The 22304-nt window shown below is 71.2% G+C and carries 22 protein-coding genes; 8 read left to right on the top strand and 14 right to left on the bottom strand.

Translation table 11 applies throughout. The annotated features are described in order from the left end of the window. The first annotated feature begins 58 nt into the window (after positions 1-58). On the top strand, positions 59-871 hold the full coding sequence (locus ACFYX0_RS34715; protein ID WP_355907412.1) for an EI24 domain-containing protein: 813 nt from the start codon (positions 59-61) through the stop codon (positions 869-871). Here the strand turns inward: ACFYX0_RS34715 and ACFYX0_RS34710 are convergent. Beyond that, positions 858-2120, bottom strand: coding sequence for a pyroglutamyl peptidase (locus tag ACFYX0_RS34710; protein WP_388976483.1), 1263 nt, complete (start codon positions 2118-2120; stop codon positions 858-860). The two genes, ACFYX0_RS34715 and ACFYX0_RS34710, sit on opposite strands and share 14 nt — an antisense overlap. 33 nt (positions 2121-2153) lie before the next feature. On the opposite strand from ACFYX0_RS34710, the gene ACFYX0_RS34705 reads away from it, so the two are divergent. Then, positions 2154-2339 carry a hypothetical protein gene (locus tag ACFYX0_RS34705; protein ID WP_355907418.1) on the top strand — a complete coding sequence of 62 codons (186 nt, stop codon included), beginning with the start codon at positions 2154-2156 and terminating at the stop codon, positions 2337-2339. 72 nt (positions 2340-2411) lie between these two features. Here the strand turns inward: ACFYX0_RS34705 and ACFYX0_RS34700 are convergent, their stop codons facing one another. Continuing rightward, complete coding sequence (locus ACFYX0_RS34700) at positions 2412-3383, bottom strand: aldose epimerase family protein (protein ID WP_388976481.1); 972 nt, start codon at positions 3381-3383, stop codon at positions 2412-2414. Between the two features lie 15 nt (positions 3384-3398). Further along, a complete protein-coding gene (locus ACFYX0_RS34695) occupies positions 3399-4295 on the bottom strand; it encodes an SGNH/GDSL hydrolase family protein (RefSeq protein WP_355907772.1) in 897 nt (298 codons plus the stop codon). Positions 4296-4544: 249 nt separating this feature from the next. Here ACFYX0_RS34695 and ACFYX0_RS34690 point away from each other — a divergent pair, with 249 nt between their 5' ends. Further along, positions 4545-5039 carry a DUF3145 domain-containing protein gene (locus ACFYX0_RS34690; protein WP_311698275.1) on the top strand — a complete coding sequence of 165 codons (495 nt, stop codon included), beginning with the start codon at positions 4545-4547 and terminating at the stop codon, positions 5037-5039. A 120-nt stretch (positions 5040-5159) separates the two neighbouring features. Here the strand turns inward: ACFYX0_RS34690 and fabF are convergent, their stop codons facing one another. From fabF to fasR, 5 genes are all read right to left on the bottom strand, one after another. Beyond that, positions 5160-6431, bottom strand: a complete 1272-nt coding sequence (fabF, locus tag ACFYX0_RS34685) for a beta-ketoacyl-ACP synthase II (protein WP_388976479.1) — start codon at positions 6429-6431, stop codon at positions 5160-5162. 121 nt (positions 6432-6552) lie between these two features. Next, a complete protein-coding gene (locus ACFYX0_RS34680; RefSeq protein WP_043440034.1) occupies positions 6553-6801 on the bottom strand; it encodes an acyl carrier protein in 249 nt (82 codons plus the stop codon). Positions 6802-6904: 103 nt separating this feature from the next. Continuing rightward, positions 6905-7936 carry a ketoacyl-ACP synthase III gene (locus tag ACFYX0_RS34675; RefSeq protein WP_311698278.1) on the bottom strand — a complete coding sequence of 344 codons (1032 nt, stop codon included), beginning with the start codon at positions 7934-7936 and terminating at the stop codon, positions 6905-6907. Positions 7937-7952: 16 nt separating this feature from the next. Beyond that, positions 7953-8867 carry an ACP S-malonyltransferase gene (locus tag ACFYX0_RS34670; protein WP_388976476.1) on the bottom strand — a complete coding sequence of 305 codons (915 nt, stop codon included), beginning with the start codon at positions 8865-8867 and terminating at the stop codon, positions 7953-7955. A gap of 89 nt (positions 8868-8956) precedes the next feature. Then, positions 8957-10162, bottom strand: coding sequence for a fatty acid biosynthesis transcriptional regulator FasR (gene fasR / locus ACFYX0_RS34665; RefSeq protein ID WP_311698280.1), 1206 nt, complete (start codon positions 10160-10162; stop codon positions 8957-8959). 85 nt (positions 10163-10247) lie between these two features. On the opposite strand from fasR, the gene ACFYX0_RS34660 reads away from it, so the two are divergent. Then, entirely contained in the window at positions 10248-10904 is a 657-nt protein-coding gene (locus tag ACFYX0_RS34660; protein WP_388976514.1) for a pirin family protein, read from the top strand. A 72-nt stretch (positions 10905-10976) separates the two neighbouring features. Here ACFYX0_RS34660 and ACFYX0_RS34655 read toward each other — a convergent pair whose 3' ends face one another. Continuing rightward, positions 10977-11798 carry a serine hydrolase domain-containing protein gene (locus tag ACFYX0_RS34655; protein ID WP_388976474.1) on the bottom strand — a complete coding sequence of 274 codons (822 nt, stop codon included), beginning with the start codon at positions 11796-11798 and terminating at the stop codon, positions 10977-10979. Positions 11799-11817: 19 nt separating this feature from the next. Continuing rightward, on the bottom strand, positions 11818-12288 hold the full coding sequence (locus ACFYX0_RS34650) for a GNAT family N-acetyltransferase (protein WP_355907433.1): 471 nt from the start codon (positions 12286-12288) through the stop codon (positions 11818-11820). Positions 12289-12383: 95 nt separating this feature from the next. On the opposite strand from ACFYX0_RS34650, the gene ACFYX0_RS34645 reads away from it, so the two are divergent. Together ACFYX0_RS34645 and ACFYX0_RS34640 are read left to right on the top strand one after the other, a co-directional pair. Continuing rightward, the gene (locus ACFYX0_RS34645) at positions 12384-12860 is read left to right on the top strand and encodes a MerR family transcriptional regulator (protein WP_355907435.1); all 477 of its coding nucleotides are present in this window, start codon (positions 12384-12386) and stop codon (positions 12858-12860) included. Continuing rightward, entirely contained in the window at positions 12857-13873 is a 1017-nt protein-coding gene (locus tag ACFYX0_RS34640) for an aldo/keto reductase (protein ID WP_388976472.1), read from the top strand. The genes ACFYX0_RS34645 and ACFYX0_RS34640 overlap by 4 nt, the downstream gene beginning before the upstream one ends. Positions 13874-13891: 18 nt before the next feature. Here ACFYX0_RS34640 and ACFYX0_RS34635 read toward each other — a convergent pair whose 3' ends face one another. The 3 genes from ACFYX0_RS34635 to ACFYX0_RS34625 all read right to left on the bottom strand — a co-directional run bounded on the left by ACFYX0_RS34635 (position 13892) and on the right by ACFYX0_RS34625 (position 16923). Continuing rightward, positions 13892-14758 (bottom strand): DUF4429 domain-containing protein, encoded by an 867-nt coding sequence (locus ACFYX0_RS34635; RefSeq protein WP_388976470.1) that lies wholly within the window; start codon positions 14756-14758, stop codon positions 13892-13894. Positions 14759-14824: 66 nt separating this feature from the next. Continuing rightward, a complete protein-coding gene (locus ACFYX0_RS34630) occupies positions 14825-16042 on the bottom strand; it encodes an alpha/beta hydrolase (RefSeq protein WP_388976467.1) in 1218 nt (405 codons plus the stop codon). Between the two features lie 239 nt (positions 16043-16281). After that, positions 16282-16923 carry a TetR family transcriptional regulator gene (locus ACFYX0_RS34625; RefSeq protein WP_388976464.1) on the bottom strand — a complete coding sequence of 214 codons (642 nt, stop codon included), beginning with the start codon at positions 16921-16923 and terminating at the stop codon, positions 16282-16284. A gap of 112 nt (positions 16924-17035) precedes the next feature. Here ACFYX0_RS34625 and ACFYX0_RS34620 point away from each other — a divergent pair, with 112 nt between their 5' ends. Together ACFYX0_RS34620 and ACFYX0_RS34615 are read left to right on the top strand one after the other, a co-directional pair. Then, positions 17036-18664 (top strand): MFS transporter, encoded by a 1629-nt coding sequence (locus ACFYX0_RS34620; protein WP_388976461.1) that lies wholly within the window; start codon positions 17036-17038, stop codon positions 18662-18664. A 237-nt stretch (positions 18665-18901) separates the two neighbouring features. Continuing rightward, on the top strand, positions 18902-19240 hold the full coding sequence (locus ACFYX0_RS34615) for a small hydrophobic protein (protein WP_388976458.1): 339 nt from the start codon (positions 18902-18904) through the stop codon (positions 19238-19240). A gap of 280 nt (positions 19241-19520) precedes the next feature. Here ACFYX0_RS34615 and aceE read toward each other — a convergent pair whose 3' ends face one another. Then, complete coding sequence (gene aceE / locus ACFYX0_RS34610) at positions 19521-22268, bottom strand: pyruvate dehydrogenase (acetyl-transferring), homodimeric type (protein ID WP_388976455.1); 2748 nt, start codon at positions 22266-22268, stop codon at positions 19521-19523. Between the last annotated feature and the right edge of the window lie 36 nt (positions 22269-22304).

Genomic DNA, 22304 nt, shown 5'->3' with positions numbered 1-22304 from the left:
TCCGCTCCTGTCCGGCCCGGCCTCGGGCGGCGGGGTGCGGCTCGGTAAAGTCTCCGCCATGCGTGATCTCGGGGTGGGGTTCGGTCATCTTCTCGCGGGCCAGCGATGGGTGGCCCGGAACGGCAGACAGTACGGATTCGGCCTGCTTCCCGGGCTGATAACCCTGGTGCTCTACGGGGCAGCGCTCGCCGCGCTGGCCGTCTGGGGCGAGGACGCCGTCACCTGGGCCACCCCCTTCGCCGACGGCTGGCCGAGCCCCTGGCCCGGCCTCTTCCGCGGTCTGCTCACCGTGGTGCTGTTCGCCCTGGCCCTGCTCCTCGCCGTCCTCACCTTCACCGCCGTCACCCTACTGGTCGGCCAGCCCTTCTACGAGAGCCTCTCGGAGCGGGTCGACCGTGACGTCTCCCCGGACGGCGGTGCCCCGCAGTCGGATCTGCCCCTCCACCGCGAGATGTGGATATCGGCCCGCGACAGCCTGCGCATCCTCGTCCGCGCCTCGCTCTGGGGCCTGCTGCTCTTCGCCCTCGGTCTGCTGCCGCTCGTCGGCCAGACCGTCGTCCCGGTGATCGGCTTCTTCGTCACCGGCTTCTTCCTCACCGAGGAACTCACCGCCGTCGCCCTCCAGCGCCGGGGCGTCGAACTCCGCGCCCGGCTGCGGCTGCTGCGCTCCCGCAAACTGCTCGTCTGGGGCTTCGGCACCCCCCTCGGAATCGCCTACCTCGTGCCCTTCGTCGCCGTCTTCCTGATGCCGGGCGCGGTCGCGGGCGCCACCCTGCTGGCCCGCGACCTGCTGGGCGAGGAGACGGCCGGGGACGCCGACGACGCCGAGGACGCCGACGCCCCCGAGGGCGAGCGGATCAGCGGTTCCTGACCTCGTCGAACGTCGCGTCCGCCGCCACCGTCACGATCGCCCGCGCCTGCGCGATGATGTCGAGCCGGTTCCGCACGAACGCGGGGTCGGTGACGGTCCCGGTCGCCGGGTCCGTGTTCCCCGCCCCGAACTCCAGGACCGGGGTGTGCAGATGGCCGCAAGGCAGCCGGTCGTGCAGCCCGAGCCGGTCCCGCAGCAGCGTCGCCCGGTACGCGATCTCGTTGGAGAGGTAGTTGCCGCCGCCCCCGGCCCGCGCGGACGACCCCGGGGTGGGTCCGTCCGGCCGTACGACGGGATCGCCGCCGCCCGCCGGGACCTCGGTGACCTCCGTGTGGTCGTAGACCGGGAAACGCCCGGTGGCGGCCGACGTCATCGCCTGGTACGGGAGGGTCGTCGACGTCCACTGCGGCTGGGTGGCCGGGTCGGTCACCGGGATCGTCTCCGTGCTGCCGATGCCGTCGTTGTCCGGGAAGCCGCCCCGCCATGCCCCGTTGGTCCGCTCCACGTCGAAGCGGCTCGCCCGTCCCTGGCTCACCGTCGTGAAGAGGTCCACCCGCGGCAGCCACCGCCGCAGGGCGCGCTCCACGGTCTGATCGGCGAAGTCCTGCCAGCGCACCGGGAAGACGACGGCCTCGATGCGGGCCGGGCCGTCCGCCGTGCGGATCGTGGTGCCGTCGAGCGCCAGCGCGGTGGCCCCGGACGGGTTGGAGATACGGATGTCCCGGTCCAGTGTGAACGGGTCGAAACCGGTGACCAGGATCCGCCTCACGGCCCGGTCGTGCGGATAGCGGACGGCGTCCTGCCCGCGTGAGGTGATCTCCAACTCGGACAGCAGTCGGGTCCGTTGGCCGTCGGAGAGCCCGAAGCCGGGCTGCCAGGTCCGCACTTCCCGGGTCATCCCGAGGCGGGCCCAGTACAGCGGCCGGTCGTCGTCACGGCTCAGGTCACCGTCGGCGGGGCCCCGCCCCTGCGCCCGGTCCACCGCCCGCCGCCACAGAAGGGACCCCCGACGTAACACGGCACGCTCGGCCTGCGCGTACGAGTGGGCCTGTGCGAGCGCCCGCGCCAGCCCTGGTGCCGCCGAGTCGAAGCCGGAGCGTCTGAGGATCTCCTGGGGGACGGCCCCGTCGAGACGCTGCTCCTCGACCGTCGCTGTGGGGGTCGTGTCCGCCGTCGCGGTGCTCGGGGCCGCGAGGCCCGCCAGCAGGGCCAGTCCGAGGATGCCGATCCGAACGCGTATCGCATGCACGGGAGTTGTCGCCCTTCCGTCGCCGTGGGGAGCGTGGTGCCGGACGCCTCGCAGTATCGCGTGACGGAAGTGACCCGGGCCATGGTGCGTGACCTGGGGGAGCGTGCCCCGCCCCGGCTCGCCCTGCGGCACCGCGTGGCATTTGTGAAGGGTTCGTACGAGGTCGCGGCCGAACGCCCGATCGACGACCGTCGCGTCATCCCGACGATTAACGTCTGACCTGGGAGGGGCCTCCCATGAGCAGCCCCGGTCCGGGACCTGACCCTGGACCGGGGCTCGTGGCCCGCTCGGCTACCGCGCGGAGAAGCGGTACACCGTCTCCGATGCGTACACCCCGCCCGGCCTGAGTTCCGTGCTCGGGAAGTCCGGGCGGTTCGGCGAGTCCGGGAAGGCCTGGGTCTCCAGGGCGATCCCGGCGCCGGGGGAGAGCGGGGCACCGAGGTGGTCCGCGGTGTAGAGCTGGAGCCCGGGCTCGGTGGTGGCCACCGTGAGCACCCGCCCGGACGCCGGGTCGCTCAGCTCGGCGACCTCGACCGGGGCCTCGGTCGCGCCCTTGTCGAGGACGAAGTTGTGGTCGTAGCCCGAGCCGACCGTGCGCGCCGCCCGGAAGTCCAGACGGGTGCCGTCCACGTCCATCGGCGGGCCGGCCGGGATCAGCTGTCCGTCCACCGGGGTGTACCGGGAGGCGGCGATCCGCAGCTCGTGCCCGCCCGCGTGCCCGGCACCGGCCAGGTTCCAGTACGAGTGGTTCGTCAGGTTCACCACCGTCGGCGCGTCCGTGAGGGCCTCGTAGGCGATCCGCAGCGCGCCCTGTGCGTCGAGGGTGTAGGTCGCCGAGACCTCCAGCCGGCCCGGGAAGCCCCCCTCGCCGTCCGGGCTCGTCCGGGACAGCCGTACCCCGTGCTCGACCGGGTCCACGTGCCACACCCGCTTGTCGAAGGCGTGGGGGCCGCCGTGCAGCGTGTTCGGCCCGTCGTTCGCCTCCAGGGTGTGGGTGTGCCCGTCCAGCGTGAAACGGGCCCCCGCGATGCGGTTGGCGTACCGGCCGACCAACGCCCCCAGAAACGGCTCGGGATGGCGCAGATAGCCCTCCAGGTCCGCGAAGCCCAGCACCACGTCCGTCCGCCGCCCGTCGCGGTCCGGGACCTCGGCCGACTGCACGATCCCGCCGTACGACAGCACCCGCACCCGCACCCCGCCCCGCTCCAGCGTCCAGCGGTTGACCGGGGTGCCGTCGGAAAGTGTGCCGAATGGTTCGCTCATGTGGGAAACCCTAGGTCACGGGTTCTTCGCCGTGATCGTTCGGTAGGCGATCTCGGCCAGGCGGGCCTGGCCGTCCCGGCTCGGGTGGAACCAGTCCCACTGGCTCAACTGCCCCGTACCGAAGCGGTAGTCGAAGACCGCGTTGCCGTCGAAGCGGCACCGCCGGTCCTTGGCGCACACCTCCCGCAGAACCTGGTTGTACGCCTCCACCCGCTCCTGCACCGCATCGCGCCGCCTGCTCGCACGCGCGTCGAGCGCGTCCGCGTCGCCCAGCATCGACGGGCAGATGCCCAGCTTCCACACCTGCTTGCCGAGCTGGCTGGTGCGGCCCTGCGACCACAGCCGCTTCAGGTTCGGCACGCTGGACACGTACACCTGCGTCTTCGGCAGCGACGCGCGCAGGGAGTCCATCGCCGTCTGGAACTGCTTGCGGAAACCGGCCACCGGCGTCATCGCGGAGACGGTGGAACGGCAGGCGTCATTGGCGCCCACCATCACCGTCACCAGATCCGGGCGCTGCGGCACGGCCTGGGCGATCTGCGCGGGCAGGTCCGCCATCCGGGCCCCGGTCACCGCGTAGTTCCAGCTGTGCTCCGCGGCCCCGGTCGCCCCGAGCAGCCGTACGGCGAGACTGTCCACGGTGGTGTCGCTGCCCGTCGCCCACGACACCTCGGGGCAGTCGGACAGCACCGTGCAGGCGTCGAAGCCGCGCGTGATGGAGTCGCCCACGGCGGCGATGGAGCCGGGGGAGCGGTTCCAGACCGGGGTGGGCCGCGGCGAGGGATGCGCCTGCGCGGTGCTGCCCTGCGGACTGGCACCGCCGCCCCCGGAGGCGTCGCAGCCGGCGAGCCCCACGACGGCCGCAACCGCCATCGCGACGGCGGCCCGAGAGCCACGGCCCCGTTTCCGCATCCCTCGGTCCCCTCGTTCGTCGTACCCGGCGGTCGGCCCGTGCACGGTTCCTCCGCGGTCGTTCGGCAGCGCTTCGAACACGCTGGGTCAGTCCCGCGTCCCCTTGGGTGAAACCTCGGGGTTTGGGAGCACCTGGACCGACGGTACGTCACACTCCTTGCGCCGCCGCACGGTAGCCTCGCCCCGTGGCAGCCCTGCCACGCCCGTTCCGTAAAGTTACAAGATGTCGCGGTCTGCCCGGAGGTTCAGGTGACGACACGTGGAGTCCTGTACGTGCACTCCGCGCCACGCGCACTGTGCCCGCACGTCGAGTGGGCGGTCGCGGGCGTGCTGGGCACGCGCGTCAACCTCGACTGGATCCGGCAGCCCGCCGCGCCCGGCACCTGGAGATCCGAGTTCTCCTGGCAGGGAGAGGCCGGTACCGCCTCCAAGCTCGCCTCCGCGCTGCGCGGCTGGCACCTGCTGCGCTTCGAGGTCACCGCGGAACCGTGCCCGACCGCCGAGGGCGAGCGCTACAGCTGCACCCCCGATCTCGGGATCTTCCACGCGGTGACCGGCATCCACGGCGACATCCTGATCCCCGAGGACCGGCTGCGCGCCGCCCTGGTGCGCTCCCAGCGCGGCGAGAGCGAGCTGGAGGCCGAACTCGCCAAGCTGCTCGGCAAGCCCTGGGACGACGAACTGGAACCCTTCCGCTACGCGGGCGAGGGCGCGCCGGTGCGGTGGCTGCACCAGGTCGTCTGACCGCCCGTCACCCGGCCGTGGACCGGTCCTGTGCCCACTCGCCGTCCCCCGTTCGTACGAAAGGGCCCCCACCGGCTGGTGGGGGCCCTTTCGCATGACTCGCCGGGGCGGCTGCCCGGATCAGATCGTGCGGAACGCCAGGACCACGTTGTGGCCGCCGAAGCCGAACGAGTCGTTCAGCGCGGCGATACGGCCCTCGACCGGCAGCTTGCGGGCCTCGCCGCGGACGACGTCCGCGTTGGCCTCGGCCTCCGGGTCGATGTTCTCGATGTTGATCGTCGGCGGGGCGATCCGGTGGTACAGCGCGAGGACGGTCGCCACCGACTCCACGCCGCCCGCACCGCCGAGCAGATGACCGGTCATCGACTTGGTCGCGGAGACCGCCATGTGGTCGGCGTCGTCGCCGAAGACCTTGCGCAGCGCCTTGAGCTCGGCGATGTCACCGGCCGGCGTGGAGGTGGCGTGCGCGTTCACGTGCACGATCTCCGCGGGGTTCAGGTCGCTGTGGTCCAGCAGGTTCTGCAGGGCGTGCGAGATGCCGCGGCCCTCGGGCTCCGGCTGCACGATGTCGTGGGCGTCGGCGGAGATGCCCTGGCCGACCGCCTCCGCGTAGACGCGGGCGCCGCGTTTGGCGGCGTGCTCGGCCGACTCCAGGATCACGACGCCCGCGCCCTCGCCGAGGACGAAGCCGTCGCGGGCGACGTCGTAGGGACGCGAGGCGCCCTGCGGGTCGTCGTTGTTCTTGGACATCGCCATCATGTTGCCGAACGCGGCGATCGGCAGCGGGTGGATGGCCGCCTCCGTACCGCCGGCGACGACGACGTCGGCGCGGCCGGTGCGGATCATCTCGATGCCGTAGCCGATGGCCTCGGCGCCCGACGCGCAGGCGGAGACCGGGGTGTGCACACCGGCGCGGGCGCCGACGAGCAGCCCCACGTTGGCGGACGGGCCGTTCGGCATCAGCATCGGGACCGTGTGCGGGGAGACGCGGCGGACGCCCTTCTCCTTCAGCACGTCGTACTGGTCGAGCAGGGTCGTCACACCGCCGATGCCGGAGGCGATGACCGCGCCGAGACGGTCGGGGTCGACGCTGGCGTCCTCGCCCGCCCGGTCGGTGAAACCGGCGTCCGCCCAGGCCTCCTTGGCTGCGATCAGGGCGAACTGCGCCGAGCGGTCCAGCCGGCGGGCCTGCGGTCGCGGGATGACCTCCGACGGCTCCACGGCGATCTGTGCGGCGATGCGGACCGCCTGCTCGGCGGCCCAGTCCTGCTCGAGAGGACGGACTCCGGACTTGCCGGCGACCAGGCCCTCCCAGGTAGAGGCCGCGTCGCCACCCAGCGGTGTGGTTGCGCCGATACCGGTGACGACCACGGTGCGATTGGTCGAGCTCACGGGAATTCTTTCTCCAACGGATACGAGGATTCAGCGGCGCCACCGCCGGGTGGCGGGGCAACGGCCCAGGTCACCGGGCCGCCGGCCCGGTGCCGGGCTGTCTGCCCAGGTGATCGGTCGATCAGGCCTGGTGCTTGAGGATGTACTCGGCGGCGTCGCCGACGGTCTTGAGGTTCTTCACGTCGTCGTCGGGGATCTTGACGTCGAAGCGCTCCTCGGCGGCGACGACGACCTCGACCATGGACAGCGAGTCGACGTCCAGGTCGTCGGTGAAGGACTTGTCCAGCTGGACGTCCTCGGTGGGGATCCCGGCGATCTCGTTCACGATCTCGGCGAGACCGGCGACGATCTCTTCCTGAGTGGCGGCCATGTCAGGCGCTCCTTCGTAGTTTTCCAGAGGGTGTGGCGCCCACCGCGTCAGCGGTGGGTGTGTGTTGCTCCCGTGCCGGACCGGGTGACCCGGCACGGAGTGCCTAGGGGAGGGTAACGACCGTCGCGGCGTACACGAGACCCGCCCCGAAGCCGATGACGAGCGCGGTGTCGCCGCTCTTCGCCTCGCCGGTCGCCAGGAGCCGCTCCATCGCGAGCGGGATCGAGGCGGCCGAGGTGTTTCCGGTGGTGCGCACGTCACGCGCGACCGTCACGTGCTCCGGCAGCTTGAGAGTCTTCACCATCGAGTCGATGATCCGCACGTTGGCCTGGTGGGGGATGAAGACGTCCAGGTCGTCGGCTGTGATCCCGGCCGCGTCCAGCGCCTGCTGGGCGACCTTCGCCATCTCGAACACGGCCCAGCGGAACACCGCCTGGCCCTCCTGCGTGATGGCGGGGAACTTGACGTTGCCCTCGCTGTCCACCGGGAGCTTGGAGACGTCGCCCAGCCGGAAGTCGTTCCACGGCACGGTCTGCTTGATGGTCTCGGACTTGTCGCCCTCCGAGCCCCAGACGGTCGGGCCGATGTGCGGCTCCTCGGACGGTCCCACCACGACCGCGCCCGCGCCGTCACCGAACAGGAAGGCGGTGGCCCGGTCCTCGAGGTCCGTCAGGTCCGACAGCCGCTCCACGCCGATGACGAGGACGTACTCGGCGGACCCCTCGACGATCATGCCCTTGGCGAGCGTGAGGCCGTAGCCGAAGCCCGCGCAGCCGGCCGAGATGTCGAAGGCGGCGGCCTTGTCGGTGCCGAGCTTGTCGGCGATCTCGGTGGCGACGGCCGGGGTCTGGCTGAAGTGCGAGACGGTGGAGACGACGACCGCGCCGATCTGCTCGGCGGCGATCCCGGCGTCGGCGATGGCCTTGCCCGCCGCCTCGATGGACATCGCGGCGACGGTCTCGTCGTCGTTCGCCCAGTGCCGGGTCTCGATGCCGGAGCGGGAGCGGATCCACTCGTCGGAGGAGTCGATCTTCTCCAGGATCACGTCGTTGGGCACCACCCGGACCGGACGGTAGCCGCCGACCCCGAGAATGCGCGCGTAGGGAGCACCCTTCCGTGCCTTGATCTTGGACATGCTCTCGGGCTCCTAATCAGGCACTGTGCTCGGCGACGAGGTCGCGAGCGGCGTCGAGGTCGTCAGGGGTCTTCAGGGCCAGGGTCTGGACACCCGGCAGCGCGCGCTTGGCGATGCCCGTGAGGGTGCCGCCGGGGCACACCTCGATCAGCGCCGTGACGCCCAGCTTCTCGAAGGTCTCCATGCACAGGTCCCAGCGGACCGGGTTGGCGACCTGGCCGATCAGCCGCTGAAGGACCTCGGCACCGGTGGCGACGGCCTGACCGTCCTTGTTCGAGACGTAGGTGACGCGCGGGACGGCGGGCGCGAGCGCCTCGGCCGCCTCCGCGAGCCGGTCCACCGCGGGTGCCATGTGGTGGGTGTGGAACGCGCCGGCCACCTTCAGCGGCACCACGCGGCGCACGCCCTCGGGCTTGTCCTCCGCGAGGGCGGCGAGCTGCTCCAGGGTGCCGGCGGCGACGATCTGCCCGGCACCGTTCACGTTCGCCGGCGTCAGGCCCAGCTTCTCCAGGTGCGGGAGCGTCGTCGCGGGCTCGCCGCCGAGCAGCGCCGACATGCCCGTGGGCGTGATGGCGGCGGCCTCGGCCATGGCCAGACCCCGCTTGCGGACGAGCATCAGCGCGGCCGTGTCGTCGAGGACGCCCGCGAAGGAGGCCGCGGTGATCTCGCCGACGCTGTGGCCGGCGACGGCACCGGGGGTGATGTCACCCAGTGCCGCGGCGGACAGCAGACCCGCGGCGACCAGCAGCGGCTGGGCGACGGCGGTGTCACGGATGGCGTCGGCATCGGCCTGCGTGCCGTAGTGGGCGAGGTCGAGCCCGATGGCGTCCGACCATGCCGCGACGCGGGCGGCGGCACCGGGGAGGTCGAGCCAGGGAGTCAGGAAGCCGGGCGTCTGGGCGCCCTGGCCGGGAGCGACGAGTACGAGCACTCTCACACTCTCTCTTGGGGACGGCCAGCGCCGCCCGTGAGGACAAGGACGAAGAACAGCAGGGGGTTTTGTGGGCCCCCGACAAAAGGCTAGGTCTGGGGATCCCCTTCGGCCAGACGCCCCAGGATCAGTGCGATCCGCAACGTGAACGCGGAGCGTACATCAGAAGGCGACCATCCGGTGACGTCAGTCACACGTCGGAGCCGGTAGCGCACGGTGTTCGGGTGAACGAAGAGCATTCGGGCGGCACCTTCCAGACTGGACGCCTGCTCCAGATACACGCTGAGGGTCTCCAGGAGTGCGGATCCCGCCTCCTCCAGTGGTCTGTAGATCTCCTCCACCAGTTGCTCGCGGGCGCTGGGATCACCGGCGATCGCGCGCTCCGGCAGCAGATCGTCCGCCAGTACCGGGCGCGGTGCGTCCTGCCAGGCGGAACACGCCTTGAGGCCTGCCGCCGCGGCCTGCGCGGACCGGGTCGCGGCCTGCAGGTCGGGCACGATCGGCCCGGCGACGACGGGTCCGGCGGCGAACGGGCCGATCAGCGACTTGGCGACGGCGAGCGGATTGTCGCTGCCGCCCGCGACCACGACGAGCCGGTCGCCGAGCACGCCCGTGAGCACCTGGAGCTTGGCGTGGCGGGCGGCCCGCCGGATGGCCTCGACCGTCAGCTCGCTGTCACCGTCGGGTGCAGTACCCAGGACCACGCACACATGCTCGGGCGAGTTCCAGCCGAGTGCCGCGGCCCGGCTGACGGCCCCCTCGTCGGCCTCCCCGCTGAGCACGGCGTTGACCACCAGCGACTCCAGCCGGGCGTCCCAGGCACCGCGTGCCTCGGCGGCCTGGGCGTAGACCTGGGCGGTGGCGAAGGCGATCTCCCGGGCGTAGACGAGGAGCGCCTCGCGCAGCACGGACTCGTCGCCGGGAGCGGCCACCTCGTCGATGGCGGACTCCATGACCTCGATGGTCGTCCGCACCATCTCCACGGTCTGCCGCAGGGTGATGGCCCGGGTCAGCTCGCGCGGCGCGGTGCCGAAGACATCGGTGGAGATGGCCTGCGGGGCGTCCGGGTGCCGGAACCACTCGGTGAACGCGGCGATGCCCGCCTGCGCCACCAGGCCGATCCACGAACGGTTCTCCGGGGGCATCGCCCGGTACCACGGGAGCGTCTCGTCCATGCGCGCGATGGCCTGCGCGGCGAGGCTTCCGGACGATTTCTCCAGCCGCTTCAGGGTCGCGGCATGCGGATGGACGGAGTGCGCTGCGGGCTCGGGGTGGGTGGCTTCGGGTTCGGGCACGGGGACAAGAGTGCCTTATCGGGACGGGGCAGTGCGGCGCCGGGTCCCGGAGGGTGAGACGGCCGGGACTACGGTGGTGGCTGTGATGGACGTACGGCGCGCCGGTGAGCGCTACCGCGGAGGGGATGCGGCCGCGGGGATCGAGTCCCTGCACGCCTTCGGTTTCGGCCCGCACTACGACCCGGACAACCTCCGGTTCGGCGCGGTGATCGCGTGCAACGAGGAGCGGCTGGCGCCGGGCGCGGGATTCGACGAGCACCCGCACAGCCACACCGAGATCGTCACATGGGTGGTGGAGGGGGAGCTGACCCACCGCGACTCCACGGGCCACCGGTCGGTGGTCCGCCCCGGCGACGTCCAGCGGCTGAGCGCGGGGGGCGGGGTCCGCCATGTGGAGCGCAACGACGGCGACGTCCCCCTGGTCTTCGTCCAGATGTGGCTGGCTCCCGGACAGCCGGGCGGCGACCCCTGCTACGAGGTGGTCCACGGCATCGCGGACTCCACGCCGTACGCCGTCCCCGAGGCGGGCGCGATGCTCCATGTCCGCCGGCTGGCACCGGGGGAGCGCACGGCGGTGCCGGACGGGGCGTTCGTCTACGCGCACCTGGTGCGCGGCGGTGTACGGCTGGGCGAGCAGGAGCTCGGCCCGGGGGACTCGGCCCGGATCGCGGACGCGAAGGACCTGGAGGCGGTGGGGGCACGGACGGGGGCGGAACTGCTGCTGTGGGAGATGGCCGGATAAGGACGGGGGGCGGCCGGACGGCTGCGGTGGCCGGGCCGTCCTCACCCTCCGGGGAGGGGACCCGGAGGCTGCTCAGCCCCGCAGCTCCGCCAGCACCGCGTCCGTGAACGGCGTCCACGCCTCGATCGCCCACGGCCCGAACGCCCGGTCCGTCAGAGCGACGCACGCCGCACCCGCGTCCGGGTCGACCCACAGGAACGTGCCCGACTGCCCGAAGTGGCCGAAGGTCCTGGGCGAGGACGAACGCCCCGTCCAGTGCGGCGACTTGGCGCCGCGGATCTCGAAGCCGAGACCCCAGTCGTTGGGGTTCTGGTGCCCGTAGCCCGGCAGCACGCCCTTGGTGCCCGGGTACTGCACGGTCATCGCCTCGGCGACCGTACGGGGGTCGAGCAGTCGGGGCGCCTGGACCTCGGCGGCGAAGCGCACGAGATCGGCGACCGTCGAGACGCCGTCCTTGGCCGGGGAGCCGTCGAGGCTCGTGGAGTCCATGCCGAGCGGCTCCATGACCGCCTGCCGCGCGTACTCGAAGAAACTGATGTCCGTCGCCTTCGCCACATGGTCGCCCAGCACCTCGAAGCCGGCGTTCGAGTACAGCCGCCGCTCCCCGGGCGCCGACGTGACGCGGTGCTCGTCGAACGCGAGCCCGGACGTGTGCGCGAGCAGATGGCGCACCGTCGACCCGGGCGGCCCGGCGGGCTCGTCCAGTTCGACGGCGCCCTCCTCGTAGGCCACGAGCACCGCGTAGGCGGCGAGCGGCTTGGTGACCGAGGCCAGCGGGAAGCGGTGGCCGACCGGCCCGTGCGTGCCGAGCACGGTGCCGTCCGCACGGACGACCGCCGCCGCGGCGGTGGGGACGGGCCAGTTCTCGATCAGCGCCAGGCTCTGCAGGGACATGTGAACGAGCCTATGCGGCTCACAGCTGAAGCCGCATCGAGGGGTCCGGCTTGCGGACGAAGCCCAGCGCCGCGTACAGCGGCTCGGCCTGCGCGGACGCGTTCAGGTCGACCTGCCGGACGTCCCCCGCACGGAACCAGTCCAGCAGCGTCTCCATGCAGGCGCGGGCGTAGCCCCGGCGGCGTGCGTCCGGATCGGTGGCGACGCTGAAGACATGGCCCACCCGGCCGTGCGGATTGCCCGCCCGCCCGATCCGGTACTCGATGGTGCCCACCACGATCGCGGCGAGTGCCCCGGGCCGCTCGGGGTGGTCGATCACGAACGCCGCGAAGCCGTCGTCCGGTGCGCCGAGCCTTCGGCGCAGGGTCGGCAGGGACTCCGAGTGCCACCGGGTGGACGGGTCGGCGGTGAACAGGGAATCCAGCATCACCTGGCGCAGGCGCAGCAGTTCTTCGGCATCCTCGGGCACGGCCCGGCGTACGAGACTCATGACGGGCACGCTAATCACGTGAGCCCGCGCCGGTCTCGGTGTTTTCACGGGTTCCGCTTGCTTGGAGTGCACTCCAACGTTTTAGCGTGGAGCCCATGACGGTGATGGAGACCATGGCCGAGGCGGCCGACCACGTGACCGACGTCTGCTCCGTACCGCCCGAGCGGCATCCCCGTCCCGACGGACAGGACAGCTACACCATCAGCGAGGTCGTGGCCTTCACCGGCCTCACCGCGCACACCCTGCGCTGGTACGAGCGGATCGGGCTGATGCCCCACATCGACCGCTCCCACACGGGACAGCGCCGTTACTGCAACGCCGACCTCGACTGGCTCGATCTGGTCGGCAAGCTCAGGCTCACCGGCATGCCCGTCGCCGACATGGTGCGCTACGCCGAGCTGGTACGTGCCGGGGATCACACCTACGGCGAACGCTACGACCTCCTGGAGGCGACCCGCCGGGACGTGCTCGCCCGGATCACGGAACTCCAGGACACGCTCGCGGTGCTCAACCGCAAGATCGATTTCTACGCGGACGCCGGGCCCGCCCTGGCGTCGGAGAGGCCCCGATGACGGACAGCAGGATCGCGAAGGCGCACCTCGGCGGCGACGGCCCCGAGGTGAGCGTGCAGGGCCTCGGCTGCATGGGGATGACCTGGGCGTACGGGCCCTCGGACGCCGGGGAGTCGCGCGCCGCCCTGGAGCGGGCGTTCGAGCTGGGCGTCACCCTCTACGACACCGCGGACGCCTACGGCGGCGGGGAGAACGAGAAGTTCCTGTCGCCGTTCTTCAAGGCGCACCGGGACGAGGTCGTCATCGCCACCAAGTTCGCGATCTCGACCTCGCCGGACGACCCCATGAAGCGGATCATCCGCAACGACGCGCCCTATATCCGCAGTTGTGTCGAGGCCAGCCTGAAGCGGCTGGACGTCGACGTGATCGACCTCTATTACATGCACCGCCGCGATGTGCGGGTGCCGATCGAGGAGACCGTCGGCACCATGGCGGAGCTGGTGCGCGAGGGCAAGGTGAAGCACCTCGGGCTGAGCGAGGTCACCGCCGGTGAGCTGCGCGCGGCCCAGGCCGTCCATCCGATCGCCGCCGTGCAGTCGGAGTGGTCCCTGTTCAGCCGGGACATCGAGGCGAACGTGGTGCCGGCCGCCAGGGAACTGGGTGTGGCCCTGGTTCCGTACTCGCCGCTGGGCCGGGGATTCCTCACCGGCTCGTTCTCCGACGCCGGCACGGACCTCACCGACCAGGACTTCCGCCGTACGATGCCGCGCTTCACCGGCGAGAACGCGGCCGCCAACGTCCGGCTGCTGGAGCCGGTCCGCACGGTCGCCGAGGCGCACGGGGTCTCCCTGGCCCAGATCGCGCTGGCCTGGGTGCAGCAGCAGACCGCGGTGCACGGCTTCCCGGTGGTCCCGATCCCGGGCACGACCAGGCGCTCGCGTGTCGAGGAGAACGCGGCGGCGACCCGGATCGTCCTGACGGACGAGGAACTGGCGCTCCTGGAGCCGATCGCGGCCAAGGTGGCGGGCGACCGCTACCCCGACATGACGTTCGCGTCGGCGGGGCGGGAGTAAGGAGTCCGGAGCGGAGCCCTAGAGCTCCGCCAGCAGCTCCGCCTTCTTCGTGGAGAACTCCTCGTCCGTGACGAGCCCCGCCTTGTGCAGCTCCCCGAGGTGGCGGATCCGCTCGGCGATGTCCGCCGGGTCCCGGCGCGCCGCCGGTATCGCGGCGGGGACGGCCGAGGGCCCGGCGGTCCGCACCGCGGCCAGCACCGCGGCGGCGAAGGGCAGCGACTCGTGCACCGGGCCGTAGCCGAGGCCGAAGACGACGGCGCCCGGGTCCTGGTCCGGCGGCACCTGCCGCCCGGCGTCGGCGGCGGTGGCATCCCGCCGCAGCAGCCGCAGATGGCCGTCCAGGGCCTCGGGGGAGCTCCACTCGACCCCGCTGAGGGCGCTGACCGGGAAGCTCTGGTCGCCGGCCTTCCACTTGGCGGAGGAAGCGCCCGTCCAGGACCACCGGAAGGACACCACCCGGCCGTCGAAGGACGCCTTCCCGTCGTAGGCCTTGAAGTACAGCGGGGTCTCGGGCGGCGCCACCAGGAACCGCTCGGCCGGGGTGCCGTCCTCGGTGATCAGGGACCGCAGCTCGTCGGCGCAGTGCTCGGCGAGGGAGTGGCGGTCGGCGGGCAGCACCAGCCGGTAGGGGTCCACGGCCTCCTTGAGCTGTCCGGCCGCCGCCTCCATCAGCGGATCGGCACCGGGCCGGGGCACGGCGCGCAGAACGACGGTTCCACGTCTGCCCTGAGTCAGCGTCACCCCCGCGATCGCCTCCAGGGGGACACGGCGGTCACCGAGCGCCTGGAACAGCTTCGGTGAACGGATCCCCCGTTCGAAGCGGATGAGCACGGAGTCGGACTCGAACTCCCAGACGGCATGAAATCCGGCCAGTACGTCACCCATGCGGCTCATCGTATGCGGCACGCGCTCCTTCGTCGCCTCCCCCGGCAGACCGCAATTCCTGTATTTCTACGCGCGTCCGGCCGCCACCGAGTCGGACAAACCCGCCCGGCAGCTGTCGGTGTCGTCGGCGCAGTGCACCGAGTCGTATGCGCCAACGCCGATCTCGGCGAAGTTGCGCAGGCTCTCGGTGCCCGGCGCGAAATAGCCGGGATGCCCCTTCGCCCCCTGCGCGGACAGCACCCGCGCCCCGAAGCCGCGGGAGACCGGATCGGCACCGTGGCCGAGGCCCCCGAGCTCCAGATACGGCACGTCCTGGATCCAGTCGTCGGCGTCCCGCATCGCCCACACCCGGGCCGTGGTGTGCAGCCCGGCGGCCGACTCGGTGCGCATGCCGGGGCTGCCTGCCACGGTGATGTCGGTCACCCGTGACGGCAGGGTGTGCGCGGCCACGCCGCAGAGCACCGAGCCGTAGCTGTGGCAGTACAGCTGGACGGACGACCGGCCGGGCAGGGCGCGCACCAGGGCGTCGAGCCGTACGGCCCCCTCCTCGGCGCGCATCGCGGTGGCCGCCTCCACGCCGATGCCCCCCGGCGAGGTGTAGTCGGCCCAGGCGATCACGGCCGTGGGCGTACCCGGGTTCGCCGCGTGCTCCGCCGCGTAGAGCGACTGGGCCATGCCGACGGGCGCCGAGTACATGCGGTAGGTGCGCTGGAAGGTGAGCAGGTCGGTGTCCACGCCGGGGACGACGACCGAGACCCGCGGGGCGCTGTCCAGGTCGCCGAAGACCTCGGCGATCCGGCCCGAGCCCTCCGGGTCGAAGGCGAGGATCTGCCGCCCCTCGGTCATCAGCGCCTCGAAGCGGTGCATGAGGCGCCCCGCCTCCTGCTGCCCGACCGACGACAGCCGGTCGTCGTGCATCCGGGCGCGCTCGACCTTGCGCTGCTTGTCCAGGGCGATGCGGTTGGCCTCGTAGCGCAGCTGTACCGGCGCCCCGTTCATGTTGCCGACCGCGAGCGGGTAGCGGTGGGCGAGCCGGGCACGCTGGGGGGCGCTGAGCGAGGCGAAGAAGCGGGCCAGCTGCGCGGGGGAGCCCTCGGGGTCCGGCAGCTCGTGTCCGGCGATCCTGCCGTGCTGCCACGCCGAGCGTGAGGCCGCGAGGGGCGTGGCACCGGGATGGCTGCGCACGGCGGTCCAGCCGGTCGTCGCGAGCATCACGAAGACCACGGCCAGCGCGAGCAGCGCGCGCCAGACGTTGAGTTGCGGGGAGGTATCGAAGGAAGTCACTGGAAGGACACACTAGGAGAACGGGAGTGTCTCGCGTTAACCGAGTGACGCGTCTCACGTTTCGCACCCTTCAATTCCGGCAAAACGGGCGCGCTTTAGGATTGATCGTCACACTGCGTCGATGAGATGCACGCCACTTGGTACGCCGTGTCACCATTTCTTCACTCCATCGGCCGTGCCGGCGTCCGGCCTGACGGGAATTCACTTGACGCGTACGGGATCGGCGGGCTGTGAACGGCTCAGTTCGTGCGCCACTTCTCGGCCAATGCCGGACCCACGGCGTCGAGATGCCAGGCGGTCAGCTCGCGGAGCGCCTCCACGGTGATGTCCCGGCCCGCGCACCACAGCCGTTCCGTGACGCGCATCACTCCGCCGAACACCGCCACCGCGACGCGCGGGCGCGGGTCCGCGTCCACGTCGAGACCCTCGCGATCGGCGATGATGCGGGCGATGTCCTCCTCCAACTCCGCCGAGCGGCGCAGATGGGTGGCGAACAGGGCCGGTGTCGACTCGATCAACCGATAGGCGCGCAGATGGAGTTCGGTGGGGATGATCTCCTCGACGGCCTCGCCGATGCTGTCCCAGCCCTCCAGGATCGCCTGCCGCAGCGCCTCCAGCGGCGCCTCGTGGGCCGGTCGCGCGCGCACCGCCTCGACGAAGTGCGACTCCGCCAGGGACTGGACGAAGAAGACGGCGTCCTCCTTGCCGGCGAAGTAGCGGAAGAAGGTGCGCTGCGACACGTCCGCGGCCTCGGCGATCTCGTCGACGGTCGTGGCCTCGTAGCCCTTGGTGGTGAACAGTTCCAGGGCGGCCCGCAGCAGTGCGTCCCGGGTGCGCTGTTTCTTGCGTTCCCGCAGTCCCGGCCGCGACGCCGTCTCCATCGGTCCTCTTTCCGTTCATCCGCCCGGTTCGGGCTATCAGTACATGACGTGACAGTTACTGACTTGTGAATTGGTTTGTCAACTGTCAGTGACTGTCACTAGCCTCGAAAACATGACTAGTCAGACCACCGTCGACGCGACGGAACCGGGGGACAGGACATCCGGTCCGTCGGCAGCACCGCAGGAGCGGGCCCCGGACCGCGGCCTGCGTGGACATCCGTGGCTCACCCTCGTCTCCGTCGCCATCGGCGTGATGATGGTCGCGCTGGACGGCACCATCGTGGCCATCGCCAACCCGGCCATCGCCAAGGACCTCGGCGCCAGCTTCTCCGACGTCCAGTGGATCACCAACGCCTACTTCCTCGCCCTCGCGGTCACCCTGATCACCGCGGGCAAGCTCGGCGACCGCTTCGGTCACCGGCAGACGTTCCTGATCGGTGTGGTCGGCTTCGCCAGTGCCTCCGGCGCGATCGGCCTGTCCGACAGCATCGCGCTCGTCGTGACCTTCCGTGTCTTCCAGGGCCTGTTCGGCGCGCTGCTGATGCCGGCCGCGCTCGGCCTGCTGCGGGCCACCTTCCCGGCCGAGAAGCTGAACATGGCGATCGGCATCTGGGGCATGGTCATCGGCGCCTCCACCGCGGGCGGCCCGATCCTCGGCGGTCTGCTCGTCCAGCACGTCAGCTGGCAGTCCGTCTTCTTCATCAACGTGCCGGTCGGTGCCCTCGCGCTCGTCCTCGGCCTGTTCATCCTCAGGGACCACCGGGCCGAGAACGCGCCGCGCTCCTTCGACCTGCTCGGCATCGGGCTGCTGTCGGGCGCGATGTTCTGTCTGGTCTGGGCGCTCATCAAGGCGCCGACCTGGGGCTGGGGCGACGGCAAGACCTGGCTGTTCATCGGCGCGTCCGTGCTGGGCTTCGTCCTCTTCTCCGTCTGGGAGACGAGGGTGCGGGAGCCGCTGATCCCGCTCGGGCTGTTCCGTTCGGTGCCGCTGTCCGCGGGCGTCGTCCTGATGGTCCTCATGGCGATCGCCTTCATGGGCGGTCTGTTCTTCGTCACCTTCTATCTCCAGAACGTGCACGGGATGAGCCCGGTCAACGCGGGCCTGCATCTGCTGCCGCTGACCGGCATGATGATCGTCGGCTCCCCCCTCGCGGGCCTGCTGATCACCAAGGCCGGCCCGCGCATCCCGCTGGCCGGCGGCATGCTCCTCACCGCGATCGCGATGTTCGGCATGTCGAAGCTCGAGGCGGGCACGGGCAGCGGCGTCATGTCCGTCTGGTTCGCGCTGCTGGGCCTCGGCCTCGCCCCCGTGATGGTCGGCGCCACCGAGGTGATCGTCGGCAACGCGCCGATGGAGCTGTCCGGCGTCGCCGGCGGTCTCCAGCAGGCCGCGATGCAGATCGGCGGAAGCCTCGGCACGGCGGTCCTGGGCGCGGTCATGGCCTCCCGCGTGGACAGCGACCTCCCGGGCAACTGGGCCGCGGCCAAGCTGCCGCCGCTCGCCCCCGCCCAGCTCGACCAGGTCTCGCAGCTGGTCCAGCAGGGTGTCGCTCCGGTGCAGAAGGGCACGCCCGCCCCGATCGCCGCGAAGATCGCGGGCGTCGCGCACGACACCTTCATCTCCGGCATGAGCCTGGCCTGCCTGGTCGCCGCGGGCGTCGCGGCGGTCGCGGTGCTGGTCGCGCTGCTCACCAAGCGGGGCGACAACGCGGAAGCGGGCGCGGGGGCCGCGCACATCTGACACGCCGTTCCGCGGGCGCGTTCACCCATCAGGGTGAACGCGCTAAAGATCCCTCCCACCGGGTGCGCGCCGCAGGCCACAGTGGATCACGTCCTTCGTACGGCTGGGGCGTACGGACCAAGGACGGCCGGACTGCGGCGCGCTGCCGGAGGGGGGCAGCGCGCAGGCAGGAATCGGTGGGGGAGCCGGGGGTACCCGCACATCAAGCCCGAACGGACCGACGAGTTCAGGGAGTTGATGATGGCGAGCTATGGACACGGCACGCGCAGGTACCCCCGCTCACGGGGCCGGACGGGGTCACGATGGGGGTCCCCCCTGTTCGAGCGAAGCCGAGAACTTGGGGGAGGGCCGGATCGCGCAACGCTCGGGATCGTCGGACTCATCTGCGCGATCGCGGGCTTCTTCGCCCTCGGCATCATCCTCGGACCCGTCGCGGTGGCCTGCGGCTGGCTGGCCATGGGCCGTAGCTGGGCGGGCAGCCGCCCGCTGCCGGCCGTGGTCGCCCTGGTCCTGGGCGCGATCGACACGCTGCTGGCGATCGTCCTGCTGGCCGGCCCCGGGAACGGACTGCTCTGACCCGAGGGGAGCCGGGCGGGCTCTCGGCCAAGGGGGTTCAGACACCCCCTTCGGCCGGGGGCCCGTCTTCGCATGCGCCTGCGCGTGATCCCCGTAGCCCACGTCGTCATCGTCGTGAACGACCACCGCACGGCGTCCCCCGGCGTCCTGATGTTCCCGTTCGGCGACCCCCTCCACCGACGGCACGGCCAGCGACCCGAGCAGGAATACGGGCAGGGGCGGCAGGACGGTCGTCCCCGCCGCCCCCGACCCGCTCGGGCAGGCATGCCTCCCGCGGCGCCTACGCGTCGCCGCCCGGCGCCCCGGGGCCGGCAGCCGTCACGTCCAGCAGCCGATAGCGGTCGATGGCCTGCTTCAGCACCGAGCGGTCCAGCTTGCCCGCCCCGGCCAGCTCGGTGAGCACCGCGACCACGATCGACTCGGCGTCGATGTGGAAGTAGCGGCGGGCCGCACCGCGCGTGTCCGCGAAGCCGAAGCCGTCCGCGCCCAGGGACTGGTAGGCGCCCGGCACCCAGCGCGCGATCTGGTCCGGAACCGACCGCATCCAGTCGGACACCGCCACGAACGGGCCCTCCGCGCCGCCCAGCTTCCGCGTCACGTACGGGACCTGCTGCTCCTCCTCCGGATGCAGCAGGTTGTGCTGCTCGCACGCCACGGCCTCGCGCCGCAGCTCGTTCCAGGAGGTCGCCGACCAGACGTCCGCCCGGACGTTCCAGTCCTCGGCGAGGATCCGCTGCGCCTCGAGGGCCCACGGCACCGCCACGCCCGACGCCATGATCTGCGCCGGCACCGTGCCCGAGGTGCCCTCGCTGATCCGGTGGATGCCCTTGAGGATGCCCTCGACGTCCACGTTCGCGGGCTCGGCCGGCTGCTGGATCGGCTCGTTGTAGACGGTGAGGTAGTAGAAGACGTCCTCGCCGTGCGGGTGCTCCGCCGAGCTGCCGTACATCCGGCGCAGACCGTCCTGCACGATGTGGGCGATCTCGTAGCCGTAGGCCGGGTCGTAGGCCACGCACGCCGGGTTGGTCGAGGAGAGCAGCTGGGAGTGTCCGTCCGCGTGCTGCAGGCCCTCGCCGGTCAGGGTCGTGCGTCCGGCGGTCGCACCCAGGGCGAAACCGCGCGACAACTGGTCGGCCATCTGCCAGAACTGGTCGCCGGTCCGCTGGAAACCGAACATCGAGTAGAAGACGTACACCGGGATCAGCGGTTCGCCGTGTGTCGCGTACGCCGAACCCGCCGCGATCAGCGAGGCCGTGCAGCCCGCCTCCGAGATGCCGTCGTGCAGCATCTGCCCGGTCGGCGACTCCTTGTAGGCGAGCAGCAGATCACGGTCCACCGACTCGTACTGCTGGCCGAGCGGGTTGTAGATCTTCGCGGTCGGGAAGAACGAGTCCATGCCGAACGTGCGGTACTCGTCCGGCGCGATCAGCACGAACCGCCTGCCGAGCTCCTTGTCCCGCATCAGGTCCTTGAGGAGCCGGACAAAGGCCATGGTCGTCGCGATCGACTGCTGGCCCGAGCCCTTCTTCACGGATGCGTACGCGGCGTCGCCCGGCAGCTGCAGCGGCTTGGAGCGCACGACGCGTGTCGGTACATACCCGCCGAGCGATTTGCGCCGGTCGTGCATGTACTGCATCTCCTCCGTGTCCCGCCCCGGGTGGTAGTACGGCGGCGGGCCGGACTCCAGGTCCTTGTCGGAGATCGGCAGGTGCAGCCGGTCGCGGAAGTGCTTCAGGTCGTCGACCGTCAGCTTCTTCATCTGGTGCGTCGCGTTGCGGCCCTCGAAGTTGGGACCGAGCGTCCAGCCCTTGATCGTCTTGGCCAGGATCACCGTCGGCTGGCCCTTGTGCTCCTTGGCCGCCTGGAACGCCGCGTAGATCTTGCGGTGGTCGTGACCGCCACGGCCCAGGTGCAGGATCTGGTCGTCGGTCATCTTCTCGACCATCGCGCGCAGCCGGTGGTCGTCGCCGAAGAAGTGGTCGCGGATGTACGCGCCGGACTCGGTGGCGTACGTCTGGAACTGGCCGTCCGGCGTCGTGTTCATCTTGTTGACCAGGATCCCGTCCCGGTCCTGCGCCAGCAGCGGGTCCCAGGTGCGGTCCCAGATCAGCTTGATCACGTTCCAGCCGGCGCCCCGGAAGACCGACTCCAGCTCCTGGATGATCTTTCCGTTGCCGCGCACCGGGCCGTCCAGGCGCTGCAGATTGCAGTTGACGACGAAGGTCAGGTTGTCCAGGCCCTCGCGGGCGGCGATCGACAGCTGGCCGAGCGATTCCGGCTCGTCCATCTCGCCGTCGCCGAGGAACGCCCACACGTGCGACCTGGAGGTGTCCGCGATGCCGCGTGCCTGCATGTAGCGGTTCATCCGGGCCTGGTAGATCGCCGAGATCGGGCCGAGGCCCATGGAGACCGTCGGGAACTCCCAGAAGTCCGGCATCGACCGCGGGTGCGGGTAGCTGGACAGGCCGTACGGCGCCTTGGACTTCTCCTGGCGGAACCCGTCCAGGTGCTTCTCGCTCAGCCGGTCCAGCAGATACGCGCGGGCGTAGATGCCCGGCGAGGCGTGGCCCTGGAAGAAGACCTGGTCACCGCCGTCGCCCTCGTCCTTGCCGCGGAAGAAGTGGTTGAAGCCCACGTCGTACAGCGAGGCGGAGGAGGCGAAGGTCGCGATGTGGCCGCCGACCCCGATGCCGGGCCGCTGGGCGCGGGAGACCATCACGGCCGCGTTCCACCGCGTCGCGTTGAGGATCCTGCGCTCGATCTCCTCGTTGCCGGGGAAGAACGGCTCGCTCTTGGTGGGGATGGTGTTGACGTAGTCCGTGCTGCGCATCTCGGGCACGGCCACGCGCTTCTCGCGCGCCCGCTCGATCAGACGGAGCATCAGATAGCGGGCCCGCTCACGGCCGCGCTCGTCCACGGCGGCGTCGAGGGAGTCGAGCCACTCCTGGGTTTCCTCGGGGTCGAAGTCAGGAACCTGACTCGGAAGGCCGCCAATGATGATCGGATTGCGATCGGATCCGGAAGCCACGCTGTTCCTTACCTGTCAGAGGGCCACTTCTGGCAT

It is taken from the genome of Streptomyces sp. NPDC002573, from assembly GCF_042889625.1.
GTDB classification, from domain to species: domain Bacteria; phylum Actinomycetota; class Actinomycetes; order Streptomycetales; family Streptomycetaceae; genus Streptomyces; species Streptomyces gibsoniae.
The sequence above is the reverse complement of the archived record's forward strand: the minus strand, read 5'-3'. Positions and strand labels throughout refer to the sequence as shown.